Raw genomic sequence first — 24,934 nt, 5'->3', positions numbered from 1 at the left:
TGCGGATCTGTCGCGCTGGGACGGGGCGCGAACGGACGGCGAACGCATTGTGCTCCCGGACACGGGGCGGTCTCCCCGGGACTTTCCCCGGTTAGGCTGAGGTCGTCGCAGAGGTCGATTCCGAGCGGAGAGCAACCAGTGGCAGAGCGCAAGCCGATCGAGTCATGGCTCACCGACATGGATGGTGTCCTGATGCACGAGGGCATACCGGTGCCGGGTGCCGATGCCTTCGTCAAGCGGCTGCGCGAGTCGGGCACGCCCTTCCTGGTGCTCACCAACAACTCCATTTACACCCCGCGCGACCTCCACGCCCGGCTGTCCCGGATCGGGCTGGACGTCCCGGTGGCCAACATCTGGACGTCGGCGCTGGCCAGCGCCCAGTTCCTGGATGAGCAGCGCCCCGGCGGCACCGCGTATGTGATCGGGGAGGCGGGGCTGACCACCGCGCTGCACGACATCGGCTACGTCCTTACGGATGTCGAGCCGGACTATGTGGTGCTCGGCGAGACCCGTACGTACAGCTTCGAGGCGCTCACCAAGGCCATCCGGCTGATCAACGACGGTGCGCGGTTCATCGCCACCAACCCCGATGAGATCGGCCCCTCCGCCGAGGGTGCGCTGCCCGCCACCGGCTCCGTGGCCGCGCTGATCACCAAGGCGACCGGCCAGAAGCCGTACTTCGTCGGCAAGCCCAATCCGCTGATGATGCGCTCCGGGCTGAACGCGATCGGTGCCCACTCCGAGACCAGCGCGATGATCGGCGACCGGATGGACACCGATGTCCGGGCCGGGCTCGAGGCCGGTATGGAGACCTTCCTGGTGCTCACCGGGGTGACCAAGGCGGGGGAGGTGGACCGGTATCCGTACCGCCCGTCCACGGTCGTCGACTCCATCGCGAATCTCGTGGAGCGCATCGCCTGACCCGGCGGGGACCCCTGCCTGACCCGCCGGGGCCCCTGTGCCCCGGATGGCGCAGTAGGCGCCCGCAGCGGATGCGGGCCCCTGTCGGGCGCGTGAGCCTCTTGGTATCGGGAGGTTCTCACCATGCGCATCGTCGCACTCACTGTCTGTACCGCAGCATGCGCCGCCGTCGCGGCGGTGACGGCCGCTGCTCCGGCCCTCGCCGACCAGCGCCACTCCGTCACCACCACGATCCGGATCAGTCCGCATGCGCTCGCCCCCGGCGCCGAGGTCGAGGTCTGGGCCTTCGGCTGCCCTGACCGGGAGGCCACGGCCTCGTCGCCGGTGTTCGTGGACGACGCGGAGCTGACGCCCGAGGGGAACGCGCTCTTCAGCGAGGCGACGATCCGCTCGACGGCGACCAAGGGGGCGCACCGGGTCACCGTCGACTGCGCGGACAGCCTCGCCCGCGAGGACCGTGAGGCACGTGAGGACGGTAAGGGCGGCATGAGCGGGGTCTCCCTCGCCGTGGAACGCCCGCCCTCGCCCGTCGCCCCCGTCCGCGCGGGCGGCGGAGGCACCGCGCCCGACGAGACCCGGGCACGCGATGACATCGGTGGTGCGGAGGCGTACGGCCTGGTGCTCTCGGGCGGTACGGCCCTGGCCGTCGGCGGCCTCGCGGTCCACCGCCGCCGTCATCCCTCCGGTACGGCGGGTTGATCGCCATGGACATGGATACCGAGATGGACGGGAACGTGGACGGGAATCGCTTCTCCGGCCTCGGACGGCTGGTTACGGGATTGGCCTGGGTCGCGCTGCTGCTCGGCCTGTGGATGTGGGGCCGGGACACCACGGAGGGAACGAGCGGTCCGGCGCCGATGACCGGGGACGTGGCCGCGGTCGGACGGCCGCCCGCCCATCCGCTGCCCCCGGCGCACGCACCGCTGGCGTCCGCCCGGCCGAAGCGGATCGTGATCGAGGCGGCGGGGGTCCGCGCCCCCATCGTCGCCAGCGGCCTCGACCGTGACGGAGCCGTGAAGCCCCCGTCCGTCAGCCGCCCCGGCACGGTCGGCTGGTACCGCGCCGGCCCCGAGCCCGGCTCCCCGGGCGCCGCGCTGCTGGTCGGCCACCTGGACACGAAGAGCAAACCGGCGGTCTTCCACGGGCTCGGCGACCTCAAGCGGGGGGAGCGGGTGCGGGTCGCGCGATCGGACGGTACGACGGCGGAGTTCACGGTCGAGGACGTCGAGGTGGTGCCGGAGAAGCACTTCGACGCGCGACGGGTGTACGGGTCGCGCTCCCATGACCGCGCGGAGCTGCGGCTGATCACTTGCGGAGGGAAGTTCAACCGCTCGACCCGGACCTATACGGCGAACGTCGTCGTCTCGGCCTACCTGACCGGCACGACGGGCTCCGCCCACAACGTGTCGGCCGGCAGCCGCAGTGCGCACTAGGGCGGTGCGGGTGCGGGCGCCTGCGGCGGGCAAAGCCCCCCACCCCGCCCCTCGAAACCAGGGGGCTGCGGCCCCCTGCACCCCCGCCCGGGGCTGCGCCCAGGACCCTGCTCGGGGCTCCGCCCCGGACCCCGCTCAGGGCTCCGCCGTGGATCCCCGCTGGGGCACGGCGCCCTGCACCCCCCGTTGGGGTACAGCGCCCCGCACCCCGCTCGGGTCCCATCCCCATCCCCGCCGCGGAGCGCGCCGTGTCATGGCGTACGGGCGAAAAACGGGGTGGGTTGTGGATGAGGCCGCGGTGGTTCGGGGTGGTGTGTAAGGATTGATTCGACCGGTCTTGTCCCGCCGGGGGATCACCGCCTGTTCCCCGGAGCGTGCACCCAAGGGGGAGTGGATGTACGGCAGTTGTACCGGCCGTTCGCGTCACGTTGTCCGTAGCCGCATCCGTGCTCTCTCCGCCGCCGGGGCGCTGTTGTCGTGTGTGGCGCTCTCCGGGTGTTTCGGGGCCTCGAAGGGGGACAGCGACCACGCCTCCCTCGCCGGGCAGGCGAAGCAGCGGCCCAAATCCACGATTCCCTACTGGGTGAATCCGGATGGCCGCGCGGCGCGGCAGGTGGCGGCGTATCGCAAGAAGGGGGCGGACGGCGAGGCGAGACTGATACAGAAGATCGCGGAGCAGCCCGTCGCGGAGTGGCTCGGGGTGGACGATCCGGAGGGGCAGGCGCGGGGGTTCACCGCGGCCGCGGATCACGTGAACCGGGACGCACTGCTGGTCTTCTACAACATCCCGCACCGCGACTGCGGGCAGTACTCCAAGGGCGGCGCCGCCGACGGCAACGCCTATCGCACCTGGCTGGACAAGGCGGTCCGGGGGATCGGCGACCGCCGGGCGACGGTCATCCTGGAGCCCGACGCGCTGCCGCACGTGGTGGACGGCTGTACGCCCCAGCAGTTCCACGAGGAGCGGTACGACTTACTGACCGGCGCTGTGGACAAGCTCAAGGGGCTGCCGCGCACCAAGGTCTATCTGGACGCCGGAAACCCCCACTGGATCAAGGATCCCCGTCGGATGGTCGGGCCGCTGAAGCGGGCGGGTATCCGTAAGGCCGACGGCTTCGCGCTGAATACCTCCAACTACCAGACGACCCAGGAGAACAGGGCGTACGGCAAGAGGCTGTCCGCGCTGACCGGCGGCAAGCCCTTCGTGATCGACACCAGCCGTAACGGCAATGGTCCGGCCCCCGGTAAGGACGACCCGCAGGCGTGGTGCAACCCGAAGGGCCGGGCGCTGGGCGAGCGGCCGACCACCGACACCGGGGACAAGCTGGTCGACGCCTATCTGTGGATCAAGCGTCCGGGCGAGTCGGACGGCACCTGCAAGGGCGGTCCCACCGCGGGTCGGTGGTGGCCCCGGTACGCGCTCGATCTCGCCCGTAACGCCAACCGTAAGGACAGCTAGGACAGTCGGCCTGCTGTTACTTCTTCGTGGGCGCGGGCACCTTCACCCACACCGCCTTCGACGGTGTGCCCTGGTCGTCCACCGCGTTGAGCATGTACCACCCCGGCGGCATCAATGACGCGTCCTTCGGCAGCGTCACCGTCACCCCGTCCTTCGTCCGCGTGAAGTCGAGCGCGATCGACCGCTGCTCGACATTGGTCACATGGGTGAAGGACCCGGGCCGGATCAGCCGCATCTTGGTGATCGCCGATGCGTGCGCGGTCCGGTACGTGGTCTTCGAGCCCGGCTTGACCGTCCTGGGCGCGGTGTCGGTGAGCTTCGGACGGGAGTCGCGGAAGAGATACGGCGGGGTGTAGAGGTCGATCTGCTGCTGGAACTCACCCGGCTTGGTGTTGGCCTTGTCGCCGAAGAGCGAGTCCGAGCCGAAGGTCATGACCCGGCCGTCCGGCAGGAGCAGTGCCCCCGAGTGGTAGTTGCGGCCCACCAGCGGATCGGCCACCGGGCGCGCGGTGTTGGTCTTCGGGGTGTAGAGCTCGGCCTTGAGCACATTGGTGTCGCCGCGGCCCCGGTAGTCGCCCGAGCCGTTGGTGGTCAGAACGGTGTCGTCGGGCAGGATCACGCTGCTCGGATAGCGCGCCTTCGCATAGAGATCCGGCCCGTTCTTGAAGCGCGGATTGTCCGCACGCAGATCGACGATCCGGGTCTTCGCCGTGGACGTGGCGTCCTCGCCGACCCCGCCCCCGCCCAGCACCATGTACCGCTGGTCCTGTGCGGGCGGCAGCAGTACGGACATCGAGGTCTCCAGGGCGTCCGGGTCGCTGATGCCCGGGACCACGTCGAACCGATTGCTCTTCAGGTCCCAGATGCCGGGCGTGCGGCCCTTGTCATCCGGGCCGTATCCGGCATTCGAGCCGGTGTAGAAGATCCGGCCCTTGCCGGTCAGGAACAGCGCGGGATACGTCGGGAAGAAGCGCTTCTTGGGCAGGTACTTCCACTTCTTGGTCTTCGGGTCGTAGATCTCGTTCTTCCCCGGGACCACCTGGCCGATCTCGTCCAGTCCGGAGACCGCGAGCACCTTGCCGTCCTGGAGGCCGGTCAGGGTCGGGTACCAGCGGGCCTCGTTCATCGGATCGACCGGGATGTACCGCTCGGCCACCGGGTCGAACTCATACGCCTGCTTGATGCCCTGGAAGTCCTTCTTGTCGAACGACAGCTTCTGCGCGATGCCGTAGAAGTTCTGCCGGTCCTTGCCCTTCAGTCCGGCGATCCGGTAATTGTCCTCGGTACCGGTCTGATACTTCCTGCCCTTGCGCAGCGCCTCCACATAGACCCGTGCCGTGCTCGCGCTGACCTTGACCTTTTTGGTCTTGGGGTTCGTCTTCTTCGTCGCGCGCGGAACGAGAAGCGGGTCCTTGGACACGAAGGTCTTGCCGCTCTCCTTCCCGGTGAAGCGGGTCCCGGCGGGGAGGGTTTTGGGCTTGTCGGGGTCCTCGTTGTGGACGAACATCAGTCCGCCCGCCTTCTCGACATCGCCCCTGAGCTTCTCGTAGCGCTGGGTGCCGCCCGCCACCAGCAGCTTTCCGTCCGGGAGCTGGGAGTGCCCGGAGCAGAAGAGGTCCTTGGGGGTCGGAATGTTGGTGAAGGTGTTCTTCTCCGGATCCCACAGGACGCTGCGGAAGGATTTGGCGGCGAAGTTCTTGGCGTTGTTGCCGGAGCCGGCCACCAGCAGCACCTTGCCCGTATGCAGCAGGGCGGCGTGGATCGTATTGATCCGGTATTGCTCGGGGACGTCGACCACATCCCAGTGGCCGTTCTCCGCCTTGTACTCCGGTTGGTTGATTTTGTACGCGTGGTACTTGTCCGAGCTGAAACGGTAGAGAGCCGGGCCGTTCATCCCGGCCAGCACGGTGATTGCCGCCGCACCGATCCCGAAGCGACGGGTGCGGCGACTCGGTCGGTACTTCACTTCTTATCGTCCCCCAAGAGCGGGCTGCGGGTTCCGTTTTTCCTGGCGGACGGTCCACCGCCAGGCGATGATCGGCGCGGCTGTGACAGCCAGGGCAATTGCTGCCCAAACGGTCATCGCTGGATGACTGTGGCCGAAGTGGAAGGAAGAGGCGAGCGACCCGCCGAAGACCGCCAGGAAGAAAAGATGGGTCCGGAAGGTACCGAAGAGGGTGTCGGGGCTCGCGGAGTCGCCCTTCGGCGTCACCACGAAGCGGCTCTTGCGGCGCAGCACGGTGTCGAGCAGCGAGCGGGCGTAAATCGGCGCGGCCAGCGCCGACATCACCATTCCGGCTACCCCGCCGGACCCCTCCGGCTCATGGGGAGAAACGTTGTGTCGCCGGTTCCAGACGTAGAGGCCGATCTGGAGGGCGGAGGCATTGCCGTAGAGCATCATCCAGATGGCGGGGTCGATCTCGACGCCGGAGGCACCGAAGCCCAGGAACAGCGCGCAGCTCAGCGCGGCCAGGATCCAGTTGAGCGCCGACATCGGATAGAAGATCACCAGCAGGGAGTAGTTGAAGAGCCTGCCGGGCGGCAGCGAGAACGGCGCCTTCCAGAACTGCTGGACGATCGTCTCGTAGGTCCCCCGTGACCAGCGGAGCTGCTGGGTGAAGAAGTCCGTCCAGGCGTTCGGTCCCTCGCCGACCGCGAGGACATCGGGGGTGTAGACCGACCCCCAGGCGCGGCCGGTCGCCGGATTGCGGTGGCGGTGCAGCTCGAATCCGGTGGCCATGTCCTCGGTGATCGAGTCGTACAGGCCGCCGATCCCCTTGATGGCGCTGATCCGCACCGCGTTGTTGGTGCCCACGAACATCGGCGCCCGGTAGGCGTTCCCGGCCCGCTGGATCAGCGCGTGGAAGAGGAACTGCTGGCTCTCGGCGGCCTTGGTGACGGCCGCGTCATAGTTGCCGTAGACCTGCGGGCCGACGACGAAGGCGATGTCCGGATCGCGGAAGTAGCCGAGCATCCGCTCCAGATAGTTGGGCAGCGGCACATGGTCGGTGTCGACGGAGGCGAAGAAGTCGTACTCCTCGCCGTGCGCGTCCAGCCAGGCGTTGTAATTGCCGTGTTTGGTCCTGGCGCGGTGCGGACCCTTGGGCTGGTTCCACTTCTCGACGCCCTTACGGGTGAAGTGGTAGACGTTCAGCCGCCGGCAGACCTCCTTGACCTCCGGATCGTCCCCCTCGTCCAGCAGCCAGACATGCATCACCCCGCGGTGCCGGACGCGGATCGCGGCCTCCAGGGTCTTGCGCACCATCTCCAGCGGTTCCTTGCCGGGGACATAGGTGGTGATGAAGGCGACCTTGGTGCCGGTCTCGGGCACGACGGGGACGGGGTCACGGGCGACGAGCGTCGCATGCGCGTTGGACGCGACGTTCATCGTCCGGAATAACTCGATCAGCCCTATCGAGACCAGCATCACCACGTCCATGACGGCCAGGACCGGGCCGGTGCCCTCCCGGCTGGTCCAGTGCGCGGGCTGCATCAGCCAGATCAGCAGCCCCAGCGAGACCAGCGGCGCGGCGCCGAGCAGCAGCGCAGCGCGGATCCGGTGCGGCTCCTCGGCGAGCAGGCTGCGGTAGCGCACCCGGTACGGCGTGCCGGGCTCGGGCTGGGTCAGCGGTCCGGCGAGCCTGCTGTAGTGCTCGTAGTCGTACTTCGGCAGCGGCCGCCGCCGGGCCCGGTGCCGGTGCCGGTCCGGCGCGGTCGGATGCTGCCGCGGGATGCGCAGGCGTGTCGTCCTGGACGAGTCGTACCCGCCGTACGACGGATGGCGGGCGCCAGTCGGCGTCGACGTCATGAGTTATCCCCCCGCACGCATGACTGAGTGCGTGCCGTCACGTTCTGCCGGCCCCCGGCCCCCTTCGGCCGCAGGGGAACGATAGTGGAGGCAGCCGACCTTACGGACATGGAATGGCTACGTTTCGGATGTTTGCGCAGTAAACGAACTTGCTTGGTCGGCAACCGTCGAGGTTCGCCTCAATAGCCCATAGAGCAGGCGGAGTTGACGCCAATGCGTCTCACTGCCGGGTGTCGAACGGGCGTCGGTGGTCGCAAGTGTGAACGGTCTGTTTATCTGACAAACATGGTCAAGGGGAGGGCGCCGACTCCCGACTTGAAATCAGCCTATGGGGGTGTCCGACGGACCAAGCGGCGGGGAGGGGAGCAGTCCGCCGCAGGCGTCAGGATCGGCCTACTCGCGATGCGCCGACCGCAGCCGGATGCGGATGTTCCCGAAGTGGTCGCGGATCGCGCCCTCGGCCCGTAGGGCGTCCCCCGAGCGCACCGACTCCAGGATCTCCCGATGCTGCTTACAGGTGACCCTCGGATCCGTGGGCACGTCCACGAGATCGGTGCGCACCCGGTGGAAGGCGTCCCAGAACGCCTCCAGCACCTCGCTCAGCAGCGTGTTGTCCAGGCTCCCGTAGAGCGCGGCGTGAAACGCCCGGTCCGTCTCGGCCCGTACCGAGCCCTCCGCCGCTTCCGCCTCCATCCGCCGTACGACCGCGTCCAGCTCGGCGAGATCCGCCTCCGGGATGCGCCCGGCCAGCCGCGCGATCAGCCCGGTCTCGACGGCCTCGCGCAGCTCCAGCAGCTCCAGCAGGCTGTCCTCGCCCCGGTAGTGCCCGGCGACGGTACGGAAGATCAGCCCCTCGATCATCGGTGCCATCGACATGGGCCCGACGTACGTCCCGAAGCCGTGCCGGATTTCCACGATCCCCATCGCCTGCAGCGCCTTGAGCGCCTCGCGTACGGAGTTGCGGCTGACGCCGAGCAGCTCCATCAGCTCGGTCTCGGTGGGCAGTGGAGCGCCCGAGCGGAGCCGCTGGTCGATGATCAGCCGCTTGATGCGTTCCTGGATGTCGTTCGTCATCCCCCGCGAAACCCCCCGCGCGGGGGAATGCGAATGCGAATTCGAGTGCGCCGCCACCGCCACCTCCGATCCGAACAGCTTAGCGGCGGCGGCGCGAGCAGGTCAGATGTGCTGCGAGGAAGGCGGCCCGGGCTGCCGCGCCGCCATCCCGCTCCCCGAGGGGCGGTCGGGGTGATCAACCGGCGCATCAGCCGCACCTGACGCGGTCCGCACCACCATGCGCCGGGGGTGGTGCTCTGGCGTGTGTCCCTCTGGTGCGGAAGATTCTGCCGCGCAAGCAATTTGGTGCATTGCCGAATGTGTCGCACTGGAGGGGAACATGTCGCCTATTCGCATCTTTGTCGCGTCGCTCGCCGTCGCCGGCGTACTGGCCGGTACCGGGGCGGGTGCCGCGTCGGCCGCCGCCGTCAGCCGTTTCGACGACGGCAGCTTCGAGACGCCCGCGGTGGGGGCCAACACGTTCGGGACCGTGGTGGCCGGGGGGACCATCGGGCCGTGGAAGGTCACGTCCGGAAACGTGGACCACATCGGGGACGGCTTCTGGCAGGCGGCCGAGGGGGGCCAGTCCGTGGACCTCAACGGTACGGGCGCCGGCACGGTGGCCCAGACCTTCACGACGGTGCCGGGGAAGCGGTACACGGTCACGTACTCCCTGGCCGGAAACCCGGCGGGCGGTCCCACCGTGAAGACCGGCTCGGTGCTGGTCGACGGGCAGAACTTCCGGAACTTCACCTTCGACATCACCGGCAAGTCCTTCGGGAACATGGGCTATGTGACCCAGGAGGTGACCTTCGTGGCGCGGGGGACCTCCACGACGCTGGCGTTCGCCAGCACGAACAACTCCGCCTACGGGCCGGTCATCGACGACGTCATGGTCCGGAGCTGCACGCCCTGCCCGTCCTGCGACTGAGTGCGAAAGAGAGCCCTCGGCGCCCCACGCGCCGGGGGCTCCCCGTTCTCTGCGGGCGCGCGCCTGGTCGGCCCGGGCCGACCAGGCGCGCACCTCATGGACGCGCCCCGCGGTCCGCCGCTCAGGCGGCCGCGCGCTGGCGGTGTGCCAAGGACGCCGCCGCCTTACGGCGCCCCGGCGCGAGGACGTCGACGGGAGCGCCCGCGCCGCTGCCCGGGGTCTCGCGCCAGCGGCCCAGCCGGGCCATGACCTCGGCCAGCCGCCGATCGCCGGGCTTCACGGCGAGGTAGAAGAGCGACTCGTCCGGCTTCCGGTCGTCCCCGCCCCAGCGGACCACGCCGTCGAGCTCGGCGAGGATGTCGCGGAGCACGACCTCCTGCTGGGGGAAGAAGCCGCCCTTGACGCCCTGCGGGTAGTGGCCGGGGCGGATCCGGACCGCCGTACCGGATGCCAGGTTGCCCTCCGGCAGCCCCTTGCGAACCGTGCCGGGGCTGCGCCAGCCCACCACATCGCCCTTGCGCAGCTCGTCGATCTCGTAGTGGAAGCGGCGGATCACATGGACCAGTACGGCCTCCGGTGCGCCGATGCGGACGGTGACGCCCTCCAGCGGGGTGCCGGGCACCGGGCGTGACCAGATGGTTCCGCCGCCGTCGGTGACCTTCTCCATCTCCCAGCCGTTGGGGCTCGGTCTGCCCGTCAGCACCCGGGCCTGGTTGGCCTGGAAGCGGCGGTACGCCTTCCGGATCTCCTCGCCGGTGGGCGTTTTGGAGTGCGAGGACGCGGCGTACGCGGGCGTCGCCAGCAGGGCCGAACCGGGGAGGGAGGCCAGCGCCGCCGCGCCGGCCAGCGCACCGGAGCGGATGAGCAGCTGCCTACGGGATGGGTCGAACACGCTCATTCATCGTCCCCTCGTGACGGTAGGGCTGGTGGACCGGTCCTGGTCGCGGGCCACTACGGATACCGCGCCCGTGGCGATGGCCAGGATGAAGGCGATGGCCATGGCCGGGTTGACGTATCCGGGGACCGCGGCGTGGTAACTTCCGCCCTCGTCGAGATGGCAGGTGAAGCGAAGCGGAAGGTAGTGCGCTTCATAGCGGTCGACCTGAGCCGCCTTCGCCGCCCCGCCCGCCTCGGCGCACTCCTCGCGCATATTGGCGTTCTCCATGAACATCACGTGGAGCGCGCCCCAGATGTACAGGGCGATGGTGGCGCAGACGGACAGCAGGGCGATTCCCCCGAGCCAGTCGGCCAGGGTCTTCCGGCGGCCGGTGCGCTTGGAGACGCCGGAGCCGAGTATGCCGATCAGGGTGAAGATGACGATGACCCCGATCAGGCAGATGAAGAGCAGCAGGATCGAGTCGTGCCCGCCCGCCGAATCGGCCGCCAGCAGGGAAGGTTCTTCGCTCACCGCATCATCCTGTTGTACTTCTCGAAGATGTAGTAGAGGGGCATGCGCTTTCTGGCATCGGTGAACGCGGGCTCCTCATATCCCTGGTAGCGGCGCAGCACCTCGTAGATCTCGGACTCCTTGTAGTCCAGCGAGGGGCGGCGGATCCCGGTTTCCTGCTCCGCGGCGGTGCCACCCGGCTTGCCGTCGGCTCCCCAGATATGCGCGTGGCCGACGGAGGTGAGGGCGAAGTCGTTGTCCGTACGGAGCTTGTCCCACACCGAGAAGATGTCGGAGTCCTTGTCCGGGTCCTTCGGGGTGCCGGTCACCAGGCCGCTTCTGATGGAGTTGTTCCAGCAGAGAACGCCCGCCCGGCCGAACATCTGGCCCACTCCGGTGCTGCTGTCCCGGAACGCGTCCACCTTGGGGAAGTCCTTGGCCCAGTCCGGCACATAGCCGTTGTGGTAGAGCCACACTCCCGCGTCCTTGACCAGGTCCTCATTGCCGTAGTGCCGGAACTCCCAGAACGCCGTCGTCTGGATGAGGGCCTTGCGCATGCCGTAGGCCCGTGCCGTATTGGTCACGGCGACATCCCGGGCGATGATGGTCTCCAGGCACTGGCCGGTGGTGTAGATCTTGCCGTCGTCCTCGGCGAAGCCGATGGATTGCATATAGGACCGGACGTCGGCCAGCAGCCCCGGGTAATAGGCCTGGTTGAAGAGGCTGTCCGGCATCGACGCCACCGGCGGGTTGAAGGATCCCTGTCCGGTGTCCAGGCCGGAGGCGATGTTGTTGTCGATGTTGATCGAGCCGTCGCCGGAGCCGATGGTCTTGGTGACGATCTGGTCGAAGGCCCAGTTGGGCGGCAGCGGATAGCCGTAGTTCCCGGAGAAGCCGCTGGACATGTCGGAGACGAAGCTCGCCGTGGCATGGCCCGCCTCGGAGACCCGGATGCACACATTGCGCGGTCCGTAGACCCCGATCTTGTACCGGTTCCCGGCGATGGCCATGCCGTCCACGATGCCCTTGAAGTGCGGCAGGACATTGTCGGTGACTTCGTAGTCGTAGGCGTCGAAGTCCACGGCGAAGTAGATCCGGGTGCCGTCCTTGAAGCCGTGGTCATCGGCCGCGTTCGCCGCCGCGATGGCCGCCGCGTTGCCGGCGGTGTAGTTGAAGCCCGAGGCGTCACGGCCGAAGGTCTGATAGATCGGGAAGCAGCGGAGCCCGTTGTCGGCGAGGGTCTGGAGCTCACCGATCTGGATGGCCTTCTCGGGGAGATCGGTGGTGCTGGGGTTGGTGAGATAGCGGCCGATGTACTTGTACCCGGCGGCCTTGAGGGTGTTGGCACGGGCCTGGGTGATCTTGGTGACGCCGTCGCATGCCTGGCCCTGGCGGTCCTGGTCGCCGTAGGAGACCAGCAGCGACGCCCAGGTGGAGTAGTCGCCCTTGCCGGTGACCGGCAGCTTGGCGAAGCTCTGGAAGCTGTTCACCGCGGAGCCGAGCGCCGATCCGAACGAGGAGCTGAACGGCACATTGGGCCGCTGGTTCAGGATCATCGCCCCGGAGAACAGCCGCACCCACGTACTGGTCTCGCCCGAGGAGACGGGGTGCTGCTTGAGCCCGGACTGGGTGCCGGGGCCGAAGTTTCCGTTGGCCACACCGTCGGCCATGCCGAGTTCGTACTGCACGGCCAGCAGCATGGACTTGGCGACGGTCCGTGAGTGGTGTCCGTCGCACGGGATGACGAAGTAGTCCTGGCGCTTCACGTAGTTCGCGTTGAGGTACTGCTGCACCGTGCGGATATCGGCGCCGCCGTCACCGGTGACGACATAGGCGTCCATGGTGAGCAGCCCCTTGAAGACCTTGGGGGCGAGGCTGCCCGCCTCGAAGACACCCGCCACGCCCATGTCGGTCATCAGCTCGGTGATCGAGCCCGCCACCGTGGAGCTGAACACCCCGTCGATTCCGCCGCCGTTGTACCCCTTGCAGTACAGCCCCGACTGCACGATCTTCGTGAACCTGGTCGAGGGCGTCGTACTGGCGTTGACCTTGGGGTACTTCGACTGCAGCGTGCTCAGGGTGGTGGGGCCGAAGCTGTCGGAGAGGCTGGTGATGCCCAGTTCGTACTGGAGCGCCCGGGTGAGCGCGTACATCACGGTCCAGCCGGTCTTCCCGTCGACCTCGAGTGCCGGAATGCCGAGCTTCCCGGCGTACGTCTCGTTGATGAACTGCTGCGCCCGCATGACCATGGCGTCGGCCACGACGTCTCCTTGAGTGCCGAGTGACGGGGGTCAGTTGCACGGGAAGACGTAGTCGGATGAGTAGTTGATGTAGAGACTGCTGGAGGTCTTGCCCATCTTGGCGGTCACCGGGGCGCAGGCGATGCTGGAGACATAGACCGGGCCCGCGTACTCGCTGAAGTTGCCCGAGTCGGTGTCGCAGCCGGTGCCGTCCACCTTGCAGACCTTGAGGTACATGTACTGCGAGGCGCCGTAGTTGTTGTCGAGGATCGCGCAGCCCTTGCCGCCGTTGGTGTAGCTGAAGAGCGTGGCCAGGCGCTGGCTCGGGTCGGTGCCGACGGGCAGCGGGATGGCCTTGTTCAGCGTGTAGCCGGTGCCGCACACGGTCGCGGCGGCCGCGGTGGGCGCCGGGTTGGCCTTGGCGAACGCCTTGGTCTCGGCGGAGGCGGACGGGGCCACCTCGACGCTGGGGGCCGCGGGGCGCTCGGCGGCCGACGCCTGGGGCGCGGTGAGGGTGAGCACGGCCGCCGCGGCGGAGGCGAGGGCGGCACCGACGGTGGATCTGAGGATCGTGGACATGGACGTACCCCTCCCGTAAAGGCTGCTGAAAACGGAGATCGCCGGGGCCTCTCCCCAAGGCCCGGACGCGGGAACAAGCGCTTTCCGCGCTGTGGTCGCACGGAACATATGCACTGGTCATGGCCTTGGACAAGAGGTCTGAAGAGGCCCGGGGAGCGGAGTCGGAGCCTCCGCCGTCGGGTGGTCACGGAGGAGGTATGGGGTGCGTCACCGTGCGTCCGCCATGAGGGGATAAAGCAACTCATGTACAACGAGCTCGGTATACAGAGGGTTGAGATGTGTTGCTGGTCACTATCTCTGGACTCGGCGGGTGGGGTCCGCACTGCCATGAGGGCCCGTCATAAAGAGACCCGGCGCCCCGAGTTCACCGTCTCCGGGGTCACGGGGCGGGGTGGGACGGCGTGACCGCCGCGTGCTTGCTCGCACTGATGTGGCGCCGTCCGAGGTAGCACCGGACGGGAACGGCCAGGAGCCACCAGTACTCCGCCGCGTGGGACGAGATGATCACCGCCACCGGCACCGAGCTTCCGAAGACGAGTGCGACACCCGCCGCGTGCTGGAGTGACTGGACGAACAGGGAGCGCGGAATGTCGGTGCCGCGCAGGCTGGGGCGCCGGAGGAGGCGGGTCGCCATCGCCGCGATCAGCAGCGCGGCCACGGCGATCGTGCCGGCGTACAGCGAGGTCTCGATCGCGTTGCTGTGGTACTCCGTGACGATCTTCGTCGGAAACGGCGGGGCGGCGACGAGGGCCATCAGTGCCAGATCCAGGTGCAGCAGCGGACCGTCCACCACCTTGGTCATCCGGAACAGCCGGTGATGCGAGATCCACAGTGCTCCGACCACGACAAAGCTGAGCAGATATCCGGCGGCGGACGGGAGCGCCTCCTCCCTCCGCGCATGAGCTTCTTCGAGGTTTTGGCCGCCGTGGCGGTCGTCGTGGCCCTCATCGCGCGTCAATTGCGGGGAGAGGCGCTCACCGGCCGGCGGCTGATGCTGCTCCCCGTGGTCCTCACCGTGATCGGCATGGCCGACCTGAGCCGGCACGACCGCCATCCGGCCTCCATCGACGTGGTGTGCCTGGTCGTCGGCGCGCTGCTGGCCGCGGCCATCGGCGCGGCTCAGGGCGCGACCATCCGGCTGGACCGGCGCGCCGGTGTGCTGTGGGCGCGGATGCCGGCGGTCGGTCTGTGGCTGTGGGCCCTGCTGGTGGTCACCCGCGTGGGGATGATGGCCGTCGCCCACGTGGTGGACGCGAAGGTGGCGGCGTCCTCGGCGACCATCCTGCTGATGCTGGGCGTCAACCGGCTCGGACAGGCGCTCGTCCTCGTCCCGCGCGTGATGTCCTCCGGCATGGCGTTCGCCCCGGAGCGGGACGGCAGGACGTTCCCGGAGCAGGTGTCGCAGCGGTTCGCGCCTCCGCCGCTGGACGACGAGCCCCCCGGGCGCCCGGGCGGCGCCGGCCCGGCGACGCCGTACGCCGACGGGCGCCAGGGCGATCCGCTGGACCTCATACGCGGTCGCAGGCGGCAGGGGCGGGCGCGCCGGTTCACTATTCGGCGGTCGCGGCCGCATGAACAATGGGCGTCCTCGGAAGCTGAGGACGCCCAGGTCAGCGATATGGGTACTGGTGCGCCGCCAGGGACTCGAACCCCGGACCCGCTGATTAAGAGTCAGCTGCTCTAACCAACTGAGCTAGCGGCGCCTGCTGACGTGGAAATTCTACCCGACCTCAGGTGGTGGTCAGGCCCGACCTCGGGTGGTGGTCAGGCCCGACCTCGGGTGGTGGTCAGGCCCGGCCTCGGGTGGTGATCAGGCCCGACCTCGGGTGGTGGTCAGGCCCGGCCTCGGGTGGTGATCAGGACGCCGCGAGCCCCGCCGCGGCCTTGCTCCATTGGTATGGACATGACTATTGGCCCTGGATACTCTCAACTTGGTCTAGACCGCCGTGCACGGCTCATCGAAGCACTCCCCACGTCTTCAGGAGCGAAGCATGCGCAAGAAGATCAGCGCCGCCGTCATCGGCATCGGTCTCGCGGCGATTTCCGTCCTCGCGACCGGCGGCAGCGCCTCCAGCCACGGCTACACCGACTCACCCATCAGCCGCCAGAAGCTGTGCGCCAACGGCACGGTGACGGGCTGCGGTGACATCCAGTACGAGCCCCAGAGCGTCGAGGGCCCGAAGGGCTTCCCGTCCGGCGGTCCCGCGGACGGCTCGATCTGTGCGGGTGGCAACAGCCGGTTCTCCCAGCTCGACGACCCGCGGGGCGGCAACTGGCCCGCGACCAGGATGACCGCCGGCCGGAGCTACACCTTCAACTGGCGGTTCACGGCCTCCCACTCGACCACGGACTTCAAGTACTACATCACCAAGAACGGCTGGAACCCCAGCCAGAAGCTCACCCGTGCGAGCCTGGAGTCCCAGCCCTTCCTGACCGTTCCGTACAACGGCCAGCGTCCGCCGTCCACGCTCTCCCACTCGGGCACCATCCCGAGCGGTAAGAGCGGCAGACATGTGATTCTCGCCGTGTGGACCATCGCGGACACCTCGAACGCCTTCTACGCCTGCTCGGACGTCCAGTTCTGATCGTTGTCCGGTCGATCCGGTAGTGCGGGTGGGTGCGGTGCCGTCCCGGGACGGCACCGCACCGACGTGGCGATCAGGCGTCGAACGCGCCCGCCTTCGCACTGCGGACGAAGGCGGCCAGGACCGGTGGCGCGGTGGTCAGGACGGTTCCGGGGGCGTCGCTCTCCCGCAGTTGGACGCGGCCGTCGGCGGCGGCGACCTCGACGCACTGGCCCTCGCCCGCGGAGTACGAGGACTTGCGCCAGTGGGGGCGGTGGTGCGTGGTCGTTTCAGAGGTGTTCATATGTGGGGCCCTCTTTCTCATACCAGACCAGCGATGAGGGCCTTCGTCGCATCCGTGGACAGTGCGCGGTCCACGATATGGCCGAAGGCGTCGGCGAAGACGTTGACGTCGTCGACTCCTTCGACGTACGAGGGGCCGCGCAGGTTCTCCTGGGTGACCACATCCGGCATCGGACCCGGGAAGGCCACAAGTGTGAACGCGCCCGCGTCCCCCGGATTGGGCGCCGCGTCGATCGGCATCACCTGCAACGTGACCGTGGGCCACTCCGCCACCTCCAGCAGCCGCCGCAGCTGAGCGGCCATGATGCCGGGCTGCCCGGCGAACCGGCGGCGCAGCGCCGCCTCATGGATGACGGCCCACAGCCGCAACGGATGGCAGGAGCGGGTGAGGACGGCCTGGCGGGCCAGGCGCACCTCGGCGAGGGCGTCGACCTCGGCGGCGGTGCGGGCCACGGCGTTCGCCGCGATGGTCTCGCGGGCGTAGTCGGCCGTCTGCAGCAGGCCGGGGACGACCAGCGGGGCGTAGTCGCGGACGCTCTCCGCGTCGCTCTCCAGCGAGATGTAGTCGGCGTAGGCAGGGGCGACGACGCCACGGTAGGTCTGCCACCAGCCGCGTTTGCCCGCGTCCTTGGCCAGTCCCTCCAAGGCGATACGGGTGGTGGGGTCGGTGACGGCGTAGGCCCTCAGCAGCGTTTCGACCTCGGCGGCGCGGATCGTGGCGTTGGCGTTCTCGATCCGGGAGAGTTTCGGCGCGGTCCAGCGGCGGGCGTCGGCCGATCCGTTCGCGGCCGCATTGAGCGCCGCGGCCGCCGCGTCGAGTGTCATCCCCGCTTCGGTGCGCAGCTGTCGCAGCGTGGAGCCCAGGCGCCTGCGCCGAACGGTGGGCACTGGCTGGTAGGACATGTCGCCAGTCTGTCGTATTGCCAACTACGCCTACCAGCCGGGCATATGCCAGTCTTGTGCGACTGGGTCGAAACATTGCGAGTGGGACGTTCCATAGGCCAGGATCGCTAGGGGACACGGCAGCGCGCCGTGGTGTGGAGGGGCCCCGGATCATATGGCTGAGTACATCTCGCAGCGATACGAACTGCGCCTTCGCGCTCATCCGCGGATGCTTGCCGACATTCGGCGTGCCGTCGGTGCGCGCCTGCGGCTGTGGGGGCGCGAGGAGCTCATCAGCGCGGCGGGGATGTGCGTCACCGAGCTGCTGTCCAACGTCCACAAGCACGCGGCCTCTCCCGAATGCGTCCTCACCCTGGAGAGGCTTCCGCACGGGATCCGCGCGGCGGTCAGCGACTCCGAGTCGGCGCTGCCGGTGGTCAAGGAGCCGGACTTCCTCTCCGAGAGCGGCCGGGGGATGTTTCTGCTCAGCAAGACCGCCCATGAATGGGGTACGGACCTCACTCCCACGGGCAAGACCGTCTGGTTCACCCTGCGCGCGGAATCGGTGGAACCGTGACCTGCGGCGCCGGTAGCGTGGAGCCGCGCACGAGGGCAGGGGGCGGGCCATGGACCCGGTGACGGCGGGAGCGCTGGTCACGGCGGTGAACGCGGCGGTCTCGGGCGCCGGCGGCGAGGCCGGGCGGCGGGCCCTGGAGTCCTTCGGCACGCTGGTCCGCCGGGTGCTGCGGCGGGGCGAGGGCGAACCGGCCGGTGCGCCGGAGCCGGTCGCGATTGCGTACGACGACGGCGAGCGGCTGCGCCAGTTGGCCGATCTGCTGGTCGAACGGGCCCGGCAGGACCCGGAGTTCGGCCGTGACCTGGCCTCCTGGATGCGGGAGCACGGCAAACCGGCCGGGGAGACGGACGCCGTGCACAACACCATCGCGGGCAACGCCCGCATCACCGGCCCGGTCATCCAGGGACGGGACTTCCACGGGCCGATCAGCTTCGGCTGATCCCGGCGGCCGCCCCGGGGCGAGGGAGGGGACGTCCGGTGCCGAGCTGGCAGCAACCGGACACCGTCCCCCACTCCGTGTCGTCGAACGGGGCCGAATCGCTGCGGTCCGTAGTCCCGCCGCGTGCGGAACCCGGACTCGCCGGTAACTTGTGGACATGCGCCCCCGGCGTATCGGCGGCGCGACCGTAAGATACGAGCCGCCGCACCCGGTTTGGTCAACTCTTTACCTCACGCCCCGCGTTGACGTGGTCGCTGTGCGCGAATTAGTGTCGTCATGGATTTCGCACAATGCTGCCTCCGCAATTCGGGGCAGCGAAATTGACGAGAATCAGGCCGGTATTCGCATAACCAGGTCACTGTCGCCCGGCAGGGGAAGTCATGGTTGGTCTTGTGAGGGTGTCCGAGCCTTCGCCGCTGAGCACGGAGACTCCCTCGTCAGGCGCCGTCGACTATGTCGAGCACGCGCTGCTGGCCGCCCGTGATCTGATCGAGTCGACGGTCACCCGGCACCGGAGGGAGCTGGCCCAGGACTCCTGGGCGGGGACGGCTCTGGGGAAGGTGCCGCTCGCCGAGGTCGTCGACACCCTGGTCGACTGTGCCGAGCGGACCGTCAGCGTGGTGCTGTCGGGGAACGAGGAGCAGACGCGGGCCGTCTGCGCCGCGCTCGCCCGCCCGGCCAGGGGAAGCCGGCGCGCCGTCGTCGTACGGCTGTTGTGCGAGGAGTCGGTGCCGGCCTCGGGCGCGGTAAGGGCGCTGGCGCGCACCGATCCGCGGTGCGAGATCCGGATCTGCGACGGCGGGCTGCCGCCGTTACCCGAGGCGCTGCTCATCGACGGCCAGGTGGTCTACCTCAGAAGGGGACCGTCGGAGCCGGGGCGGGGCCCGGGGCAGGCGTCGCTGGTGGAGGACCCCGCCACGGTGCGGGCCCTGGAGATGATGTTCGCCGGGACCTGGGGGAACGCCGTGGCGCTCGCGGACCATCCGCGGCTGGGCGGGCGGTTGTGCCCGGAGTCCGTGCGGCGGATCCTGGAGTGTCTGCGCACCGGCCACACCGATGAGGTGGCGGCGCGCACGATGCAGGTCTCCTTGCGCACCTACCGCCGGTACGTCGCGGAGATCATGCGGGAGCTGGGGGCCAACTCCCGCTTCCAGGCGGGGGTGCGGGCGGTGGAATTGGGGCTGCTGCCCGGCCGTCACTGACGGCGCTCGAGACCTTGACCACGTCACGAGGCGGGAAGTACGGGAATGTCGACATGAAGGACCGCGGACGCGATCCTGGACCGGAGGCCGCGCTCGCGGGGGGCCTGCTGGAGGGGACGCTACGGGAGGTACGGGACCTCATCGAGTCCACGGTGATCCAGCACCGCGCGCGGCGGAGCCGGGACGCGCGGTTCACCGAGGTGGGGGTGGAGGACGCCGCGTTCCTCGCCGCCGCCGAGGAGGTGATCGGCCAGGCGGGGCGGAGCGTGGACGCCGTCTTCCCCGAGTGCTCGGCCCGGATGGCGCCGGTGCAGGCCGCGCTCGGCGCGCTGGTGGAGGACCTCGGTGACCCGGTCGGGGTGCGGGTGCTGCGCGGCAGATCCGCTGCCGGCTCCGGAACCGCCGGATCCGGGCCCGCCGCTTCCGGAACCGGCCCCGGGACCGCCGCCGGAGCGTCGCCCGGGCCCGTGCCGCGGCCCATCCCCGGGCCCGCGCCGCCCGCCGAGGCGCCCGGCGCGGCAGCGCGCCCCGTGCAGGTGCGGATCGCGGCGGTGGCGCTGCCCACCGCGGTGATCGCCGACGGCCGGACCGCCCTGGTGTGCACCGAGGCCGAGGAGGGGCGGCAGACCTCGGTCGTCGAGGATCCGGTGGTGGTCGCGACCCTGTACGGCATGTTCGGCTCCATCTGGGGCGGTGCGGTGCCCGCCGCCCGTCCGCTCGACTTCGGCAACCGCGCCCGTACCGAAATGGTCCGTCGGGTGCTGGCCCGGCTGCGCGACGGGGTCACCGACGAGGCGGCCGCCCGCGACCTGGCGATCTCGGTGCGTACGTACCGCCGCTATGTCACCGGGATCCTGGAGCTGCTGGAGGCCAACTCCCGTTTCCAGGCGGGGGTGCGCGCCACTGAGCTCGGCATCCTCGGAAATACATCAACATGATTATTTCGTTTTCCCCATCGACATTGTGATCCGGAGCGTGCTGGCGATAGGTTGCCTGCGGGCGTGCCGAGATCTGGCAACAGCCGGTAATGCAAGGGGATTTGGGGATGACCGAAGGGCACGGAAGGGGCGCGACCGCCACGGCGGGCGCGGACGGCGAGCCGAGTACGGACGAGCCGCATTCACCCCGACCGGGACATGCGCGAAAGACCGGCGACAACGGCGGAAATGGTGAGAAGTCATGGCCCGGTGACAGCCGGAAAATGACCGGATCGGCATCCGGTGCGGCCTCCGCCGACCGGCGCGGAACGCTGTTCCGGGGTGTGCTGCCGCCGCTGGTATTCGGGCTGTTGCTGCTTGTCGTCTGGGACATCGTGACCCGGACCGGCGCCGTTGCGGAGTTCTATCTTCCGGCTCCGCTCGACCTCGCGCGGCATTTCCTCGACGACGTGTTCCACGGTGATCTCGTCGACTACACCAAGGAGACGGTGTGGGAGGCGCTGGCGGGCAGCGGTATCGGGATCGGAGTGGCGCTGCCGCTCGGCTATCTGATCGCCCGAAGTGAGCTCGCGGCGGCCGCGCTCCAGCCGTATGTGGCCGCCTCGCAGGCCATGCCCGCGGTGGCGCTGGCCCCCCTGCTGGCCCTGTGGATCGGCTACGGACTGCTGCCCATCGCGGTCCTCTGCGCGCTGCTGGTCTTCTTCCCCATCCTCGTCAACACCGTGCTGGGGCTGCGTTCGCTGGACCCCGATGTGATGGGGGCGGCGCGGGTGGACGGGGTGGGGTGGTGGGGGATGCTCTGGTACATCGAGCTTCCGCTCGCCCTGCCCAGCGTCCTCGCGGGGGTGCGCAACGGCCTCACGCTCTCCATCACCGGCGCGGTCGTCGGCGAATTCGTGATGGGCGGCGACGGACTGGGGCAGCTGCTGTCGGTGCAGCGCCAGGAGGCCGACACCATCGGACTGTTCTCGACGCTCGTCATGCTCGGCCTTCTCGCCGCCGTCCTGTACGGAGTGGTCCGCCTGGTCGAGCGGCTCGTTCAGCGCGACTGACAACTTTCATCCAGAGGAGAAGTACGTGCGTTTCGTGCAGACGTCCATGAGGCGTGCTCGCAGACACCGGGTCATGGGCGCGGCCCTCGCGTCCATGGTGGCCCTGGCCACCTTGACCTCATGCGCCGAGGAGCCGAAGGACGCGGGGGCAAGGGCGGGGCAAGCATCACGGTGGGGCTGACCTACACCCCCAACATCCAGTTCTCCCCGTTCTATGTGGCCGCCGAAAAGGGCTACTACAAGGACGCCGGACTCAATGTGACGCTGCGCCACCACGGCGCGGCCGAAGATCTCTTCGGGGCCCTCTCCTCGGGCAAGGAAGATGTGATCTACGCGGGCGGTGACGAGATGCTCCAGGCGCGCGCCAAGAATGTGCCCGTCGTGGACATCGCCACCTTCTACCAGAAATATCCGGTGGGGCTGATCGTGCCCAAGGATTCCGACATCCGCACCCCCGCCGACCTCAAGGGCCGGAAGATCGGCACACCCGGTCCCTTCGGCGAGACCTATTTCGGTTTGCTGGCGCTCCTCAAGGAGGGCGGTCTTTCCGCCAAGGACGCCAAGGTGCAGAACATCGGCTTCACCCAGCAGGCGGCCCTCACCGGAAACAAGGTGGAGGGGGTGATGGGCTATCTCAACAATGACGCCGTCTCGTTCAAGGAGGCCGGCAAGGACGTCCGGTCGATTACCCTCGACTCGGGCACGGCCGGAGATCAGCTGGTGGGCGTGGGTCTGGGCGCCAAGAAGAAGACGCTCGACAAGCGCGGTGACGACATCGGGAAGTTCGTCGACGCCTCTTTGCGCGGATTGCGCTATGCGATCGACCACCAGGACGAGGCCATCGAGCTCAGCGAGAAGTACGTACCGGGGCTGCGCGGCGAGAAGCAGCGGAACAACGCCCGCGCGGTGCTCAAGGCCACCGCGCCGCTGATGAAGAACGACCAGGGCGAGCTCGGCGCGATCGACCCGCAGACCTGGACCCGGATGGCCGACTTCATGTACGACCAGGGGCTCCTGGAGAAGGCGGTCACGCCGGAGGACGCCTACGACACGTCCTACCTGCCCAAGTCGTAAGGCCTTTACGTGGGTTCGGGAGACGGCGGGCGGTTCAGGTGTTCGCCGTCCGGCCACGCAGCGCGGCGGTCACGGCGAACGCGGCCGCCGCGCCCAGCGCGAGCGCCAGCCAGCTACCTGTCGCCGAGGCGTGGGCGACGATGAACAGCCCGAGCGGTGGCCCGGAGGCCGTGCCCAGATTCCAGGCCAGCGACGCGAGGGCGCTCGCCCGGCCCACCGCTTCCTCGCCCGACCAGCGCAGCAGCAGCGGATAGAAGGCGGAGGAGTACATCAGCTCGCCCGCCGCGAAGACCACCGCGAAGGCCAGCAGCAGCCCGTACCGCACGGCGGCCGGGGCCGCCTGTCCGGCCAGCGCCGCGCCCAGACCGCAGCCGAACGCCACCGCCCACAGCACCGGACCGCCCGCCAGGACCACGGTCTCCGGCAGCCGCTCCAGCCGCCCGCGCAGCAGCGGCTGCAGGGCGATCAGGGCGAAGGAGTTGGCCGCGACCACCACACTGACCCAGCCCAGCGTGACCGCCATCCGGTCATGCAACAGCAGCGGGACGGTCGCCTCGATCTGGGTGAAGCCGACGATCGCGAAGAGCGCCTGGGCCAGGATCAGCAGGGCCATGGGGCGGGCGCGCAGCAGGGAGCGATAGGTCGGCCCGGGCCCCGAAGGCGGTGCGTCGCCGGGCCGTTCCTTCGGCTCGGTCCTGGCCCGGGGCCGTACGCCCAGGATCACCGCGATCAGCGGCAGCGCCGCCAGTCCGTTGGCCAGGTACAGCCAGCGCAGCGTCCCCGCCGGGGTGTCCGCGCCGTGCAGCGCGAGCCCCGCCGCGACCGAACCCAGCCCGATCCCGGCGTTGTTGACGATGTGCCGGATGGCGAAGGCCGCGCGGCGGCCGCTCTCGGGGACGGCCGTGTCCACGATGCCCACGATCGAGGCGTAGAAGAGCCCGAAGCCGACCCCGACGCACACCCCCGAGGCGAGCACCAGCGGCACCGAGCCGGCCGGCGCCAGCAGGGCGTACCCGGCCGCGAGCGCCGCGGCGCCCAGCGCGCCCACCCGGTGCGGGCTGCCCCGGTCGGCCAGTGGCCCGCCGGCCAGGGCGGCGGCGAAGCTGGCCGCGGCCATCGCGATGAAGTAGCCGCCCGCCGCCCGGCCGCCGAGCCCCAGCAACTGGCTGATGTAGATCGAGGTGAACGGGAAGCACAGCCCGTTGCCCAGGCTGGACAGCAGCAGCGCGCCCATGAGCAGACCGAAGCGGCGCCCCAGGGGCGTGCGGGGCGCCGTCGCGCGGAGGGCCGTCACGAGGTGAGCGCGGCGCGCACCTTGAGCAGCTCCTCGGCCTTCCGCAGGTCGTACGGGGCCGGGAGGGAGAGCACCACATGGACCGCCCCGGCCTCGGCGAACCCCTCGACCAGCGGCAGCTGGTCCGGGTTGACCATCACCGTGCGGGCGACCTGGCCCGGGTCCCGGCCGACCCGCTCGCACCACTGGTCCAGGACGCCGCTCAGCTCGCGGAAGTCGGCGACCGGGTCCTCGGAGGCCCAGCCGTACCAGTTCCACCAGTCGGCCTCGCGGGCCACCAGCTCCAGGGTGCGCCGCCGCCCGGCGCCGCCGATCAGCAGTGGAAGCGGTCCGGCGGGGCCGGGGTTGAGCTTGGCCAGCCGCTCCTTGACGCCGGTGACGGCCGCGGCGAAGGCGTCCATGCGCCCGGCCGGTCCGGGGAAGGGCAGCCCGTACTCGGTGTGCTCGGCCTCGAACCAGCCCGCGCCCAGCCCCAGCACCAGCCGCCCGCCGCTGAGCTGGTCGACGGTGCGGGCCATGTCCGCCAGCAGATCCGGATTGCGGAACGCGGTGCAGCTCACCAGCGGCCCGATGGTGGCCCGCTGGGTCTCGACCGCCATCGCGGACAGCAGCGACCAGCACTCGTAGTGGCGACCGGCGGGGTCGCCGGTGTGCGGCAGGAAGTGGTCCCAGGTCCACAGCGAGTCGACCCCGAGGGCGTCGGCCTCGCGCCACGCGGTGCGCAGCTCGGCGATTCCGGTGTGCTGGGGGTGGAGTTGCACGCCTACGCGCAGGGACACGGAGGTGAATCCTTTCTGT

The 24,934-nt window shown here is 69.4% G+C and carries 25 protein-coding genes and 1 tRNA gene; 12 read left to right on the top strand and 14 right to left on the bottom strand.

Going from position 1 to position 24,934, the window contains the following annotated elements; translation table 11 throughout:
- Positions 1–138: 138 nt before the first annotated feature.
- From BLV72_RS12045 to BLV72_RS12030, 4 genes are all read left to right on the top strand, one after another.
- Positions 139–921 carry an HAD-IIA family hydrolase gene (locus BLV72_RS12045; RefSeq protein ID WP_093462138.1) on the top strand — a complete coding sequence of 261 codons (783 nt, stop codon included), beginning with the start codon at positions 139–141 and terminating at the stop codon, positions 919–921.
- Between the two features lie 123 nt (positions 922–1,044).
- Entirely contained in the window at positions 1,045–1,620 is a 576-nt protein-coding gene (locus tag BLV72_RS12040) for a hypothetical protein (protein ID WP_093462137.1), read from the top strand.
- A gap of 5 nt (positions 1,621–1,625) precedes the next feature.
- Complete coding sequence (locus BLV72_RS12035; RefSeq protein ID WP_093462135.1) at positions 1,626–2,354, top strand: class F sortase; 729 nt, start codon at positions 1,626–1,628, stop codon at positions 2,352–2,354.
- Between the two features lie 394 nt (positions 2,355–2,748).
- A complete protein-coding gene (locus BLV72_RS12030) occupies positions 2,749–3,813 on the top strand; it encodes a glycoside hydrolase family 6 protein (protein ID WP_093462134.1) in 1,065 nt (354 codons plus the stop codon).
- Between the two features lie 16 nt (positions 3,814–3,829).
- Here the strand turns inward: BLV72_RS12030 and glxA are convergent, their stop codons facing one another.
- The 3 genes from glxA to BLV72_RS12015 all read right to left on the bottom strand — a co-directional run bounded on the left by glxA (position 3,830) and on the right by BLV72_RS12015 (position 8,695).
- Positions 3,830–5,779 (bottom strand): radical copper oxidase GlxA, encoded by a 1,950-nt coding sequence (glxA, locus tag BLV72_RS12025; RefSeq protein WP_093462132.1) that lies wholly within the window; start codon positions 5,777–5,779, stop codon positions 3,830–3,832.
- 3 nt (positions 5,780–5,782) lie between these two features.
- Positions 5,783–7,621 (bottom strand): glycosyltransferase family 2 protein, encoded by a 1,839-nt coding sequence (locus BLV72_RS12020; protein ID WP_093462131.1) that lies wholly within the window; start codon positions 7,619–7,621, stop codon positions 5,783–5,785.
- Between the two features lie 393 nt (positions 7,622–8,014).
- Complete coding sequence (locus BLV72_RS12015) at positions 8,015–8,695, bottom strand: FadR/GntR family transcriptional regulator (RefSeq protein ID WP_093462129.1); 681 nt, start codon at positions 8,693–8,695, stop codon at positions 8,015–8,017.
- 319 nt (positions 8,696–9,014) lie between these two features.
- Here BLV72_RS12015 and BLV72_RS12010 point away from each other — a divergent pair, with 319 nt between their 5' ends.
- Entirely contained in the window at positions 9,015–9,605 is a 591-nt protein-coding gene (locus BLV72_RS12010) for a choice-of-anchor C family protein (RefSeq protein WP_093462128.1), read from the top strand.
- A 121-nt stretch (positions 9,606–9,726) separates the two neighbouring features.
- Here BLV72_RS12010 and BLV72_RS12005 read toward each other — a convergent pair whose 3' ends face one another.
- The 7 genes from BLV72_RS12005 to BLV72_RS11975 form a co-directional block, all read right to left on the bottom strand.
- Complete coding sequence (locus BLV72_RS12005; protein ID WP_093462126.1) at positions 9,727–10,503, bottom strand: hypothetical protein; 777 nt, start codon at positions 10,501–10,503, stop codon at positions 9,727–9,729.
- Positions 10,504–11,013, bottom strand: a complete 510-nt coding sequence (locus tag BLV72_RS12000) for a hypothetical protein (protein ID WP_093462125.1) — start codon at positions 11,011–11,013, stop codon at positions 10,504–10,506. It abuts the gene before it with no gap.
- Entirely contained in the window at positions 11,010–13,253 is a 2,244-nt protein-coding gene (locus BLV72_RS11995) for a glycoside hydrolase domain-containing protein (RefSeq protein ID WP_093462123.1), read from the bottom strand. Before BLV72_RS11995 ends, BLV72_RS12000 begins: the two co-directional genes overlap by 4 nt.
- 30 nt (positions 13,254–13,283) lie before the next feature.
- A complete protein-coding gene (locus BLV72_RS11990) occupies positions 13,284–13,811 on the bottom strand; it encodes a hypothetical protein (protein ID WP_093462122.1) in 528 nt (175 codons plus the stop codon).
- Positions 13,812–14,190: 379 nt separating this feature from the next.
- The gene (locus BLV72_RS11985) at positions 14,191–14,865 is read right to left on the bottom strand and encodes a TMEM175 family protein (RefSeq protein WP_093462120.1); all 675 of its coding nucleotides are present in this window, start codon (positions 14,863–14,865) and stop codon (positions 14,191–14,193) included.
- 65 nt (positions 14,866–14,930) lie between these two features.
- Positions 14,931–15,092: a hypothetical protein gene (locus BLV72_RS47885; RefSeq protein WP_167746342.1), complete on the bottom strand. Its 162-nt coding sequence runs from the start codon at positions 15,090–15,092 to the stop codon at positions 14,931–14,933.
- A gap of 345 nt (positions 15,093–15,437) precedes the next feature.
- A tRNA-Lys gene (locus BLV72_RS11975) sits at positions 15,438–15,514 on the bottom strand.
- Between the two features lie 288 nt (positions 15,515–15,802).
- On the opposite strand from BLV72_RS11975, the gene BLV72_RS11970 reads away from it, so the two are divergent.
- Complete coding sequence (locus tag BLV72_RS11970) at positions 15,803–16,396, top strand: lytic polysaccharide monooxygenase auxiliary activity family 9 protein (protein WP_093462117.1); 594 nt, start codon at positions 15,803–15,805, stop codon at positions 16,394–16,396.
- Positions 16,397–16,469: 73 nt separating this feature from the next.
- On the opposite strand, the gene BLV72_RS11965 is transcribed toward BLV72_RS11970, so the two are convergent.
- Both BLV72_RS11965 and BLV72_RS11960 read right to left on the bottom strand, forming a co-directional pair.
- Positions 16,470–16,679, bottom strand: a complete 210-nt coding sequence (locus BLV72_RS11965; RefSeq protein ID WP_093462116.1) for a DUF397 domain-containing protein — start codon at positions 16,677–16,679, stop codon at positions 16,470–16,472.
- A gap of 17 nt (positions 16,680–16,696) precedes the next feature.
- Positions 16,697–17,581 (bottom strand): helix-turn-helix domain-containing protein, encoded by an 885-nt coding sequence (locus BLV72_RS11960; RefSeq protein WP_093462114.1) that lies wholly within the window; start codon positions 17,579–17,581, stop codon positions 16,697–16,699.
- A gap of 154 nt (positions 17,582–17,735) precedes the next feature.
- Here BLV72_RS11960 and BLV72_RS11955 point away from each other — a divergent pair, with 154 nt between their 5' ends.
- From BLV72_RS11955 to BLV72_RS11930, 6 genes are all read left to right on the top strand, one after another.
- Complete coding sequence (locus BLV72_RS11955; protein ID WP_093462113.1) at positions 17,736–18,137, top strand: ATP-binding protein; 402 nt, start codon at positions 17,736–17,738, stop codon at positions 18,135–18,137.
- Between the two features lie 49 nt (positions 18,138–18,186).
- Positions 18,187–18,576: a hypothetical protein gene (locus BLV72_RS11950; RefSeq protein WP_093462111.1), complete on the top strand. Its 390-nt coding sequence runs from the start codon at positions 18,187–18,189 to the stop codon at positions 18,574–18,576.
- 398 nt (positions 18,577–18,974) lie between these two features.
- Complete coding sequence (locus BLV72_RS11945) at positions 18,975–19,778, top strand: helix-turn-helix transcriptional regulator (protein ID WP_244320733.1); 804 nt, start codon at positions 18,975–18,977, stop codon at positions 19,776–19,778.
- Between the two features lie 53 nt (positions 19,779–19,831).
- Positions 19,832–20,716: a helix-turn-helix transcriptional regulator gene (locus BLV72_RS11940; protein WP_093462108.1), complete on the top strand. Its 885-nt coding sequence runs from the start codon at positions 19,832–19,834 to the stop codon at positions 20,714–20,716.
- Between the two features lie 488 nt (positions 20,717–21,204).
- On the top strand, positions 21,205–21,768 hold the full coding sequence (locus BLV72_RS49760) for an ABC transporter permease (RefSeq protein ID WP_237299897.1): 564 nt from the start codon (positions 21,205–21,207) through the stop codon (positions 21,766–21,768).
- A 120-nt stretch (positions 21,769–21,888) separates the two neighbouring features.
- Positions 21,889–22,842 (top strand): ABC transporter substrate-binding protein, encoded by a 954-nt coding sequence (locus tag BLV72_RS11930; protein WP_244320732.1) that lies wholly within the window; start codon positions 21,889–21,891, stop codon positions 22,840–22,842.
- A 34-nt stretch (positions 22,843–22,876) separates the two neighbouring features.
- On the opposite strand, the gene BLV72_RS11925 is transcribed toward BLV72_RS11930, so the two are convergent.
- Positions 22,877–24,136, bottom strand: coding sequence for an MFS transporter (locus BLV72_RS11925; protein ID WP_093462105.1), 1,260 nt, complete (start codon positions 24,134–24,136; stop codon positions 22,877–22,879).
- Entirely contained in the window at positions 24,133–24,915 is a 783-nt protein-coding gene (locus tag BLV72_RS11920; RefSeq protein WP_093462104.1) for an LLM class F420-dependent oxidoreductase, read from the bottom strand. Before BLV72_RS11920 ends, BLV72_RS11925 begins: the two co-directional genes overlap by 4 nt.
- Positions 24,916–24,934: the final 19 nt, after the last annotated feature.

Origin of the sequence: Streptomyces melanosporofaciens (assembly GCF_900105695.1) — a bacterium.
Taxonomy (GTDB): domain Bacteria; phylum Actinomycetota; class Actinomycetes; order Streptomycetales; family Streptomycetaceae; genus Streptomyces; species Streptomyces antimycoticus.
This window is presented reverse-complemented; position numbering and strand designations above follow the sequence as displayed.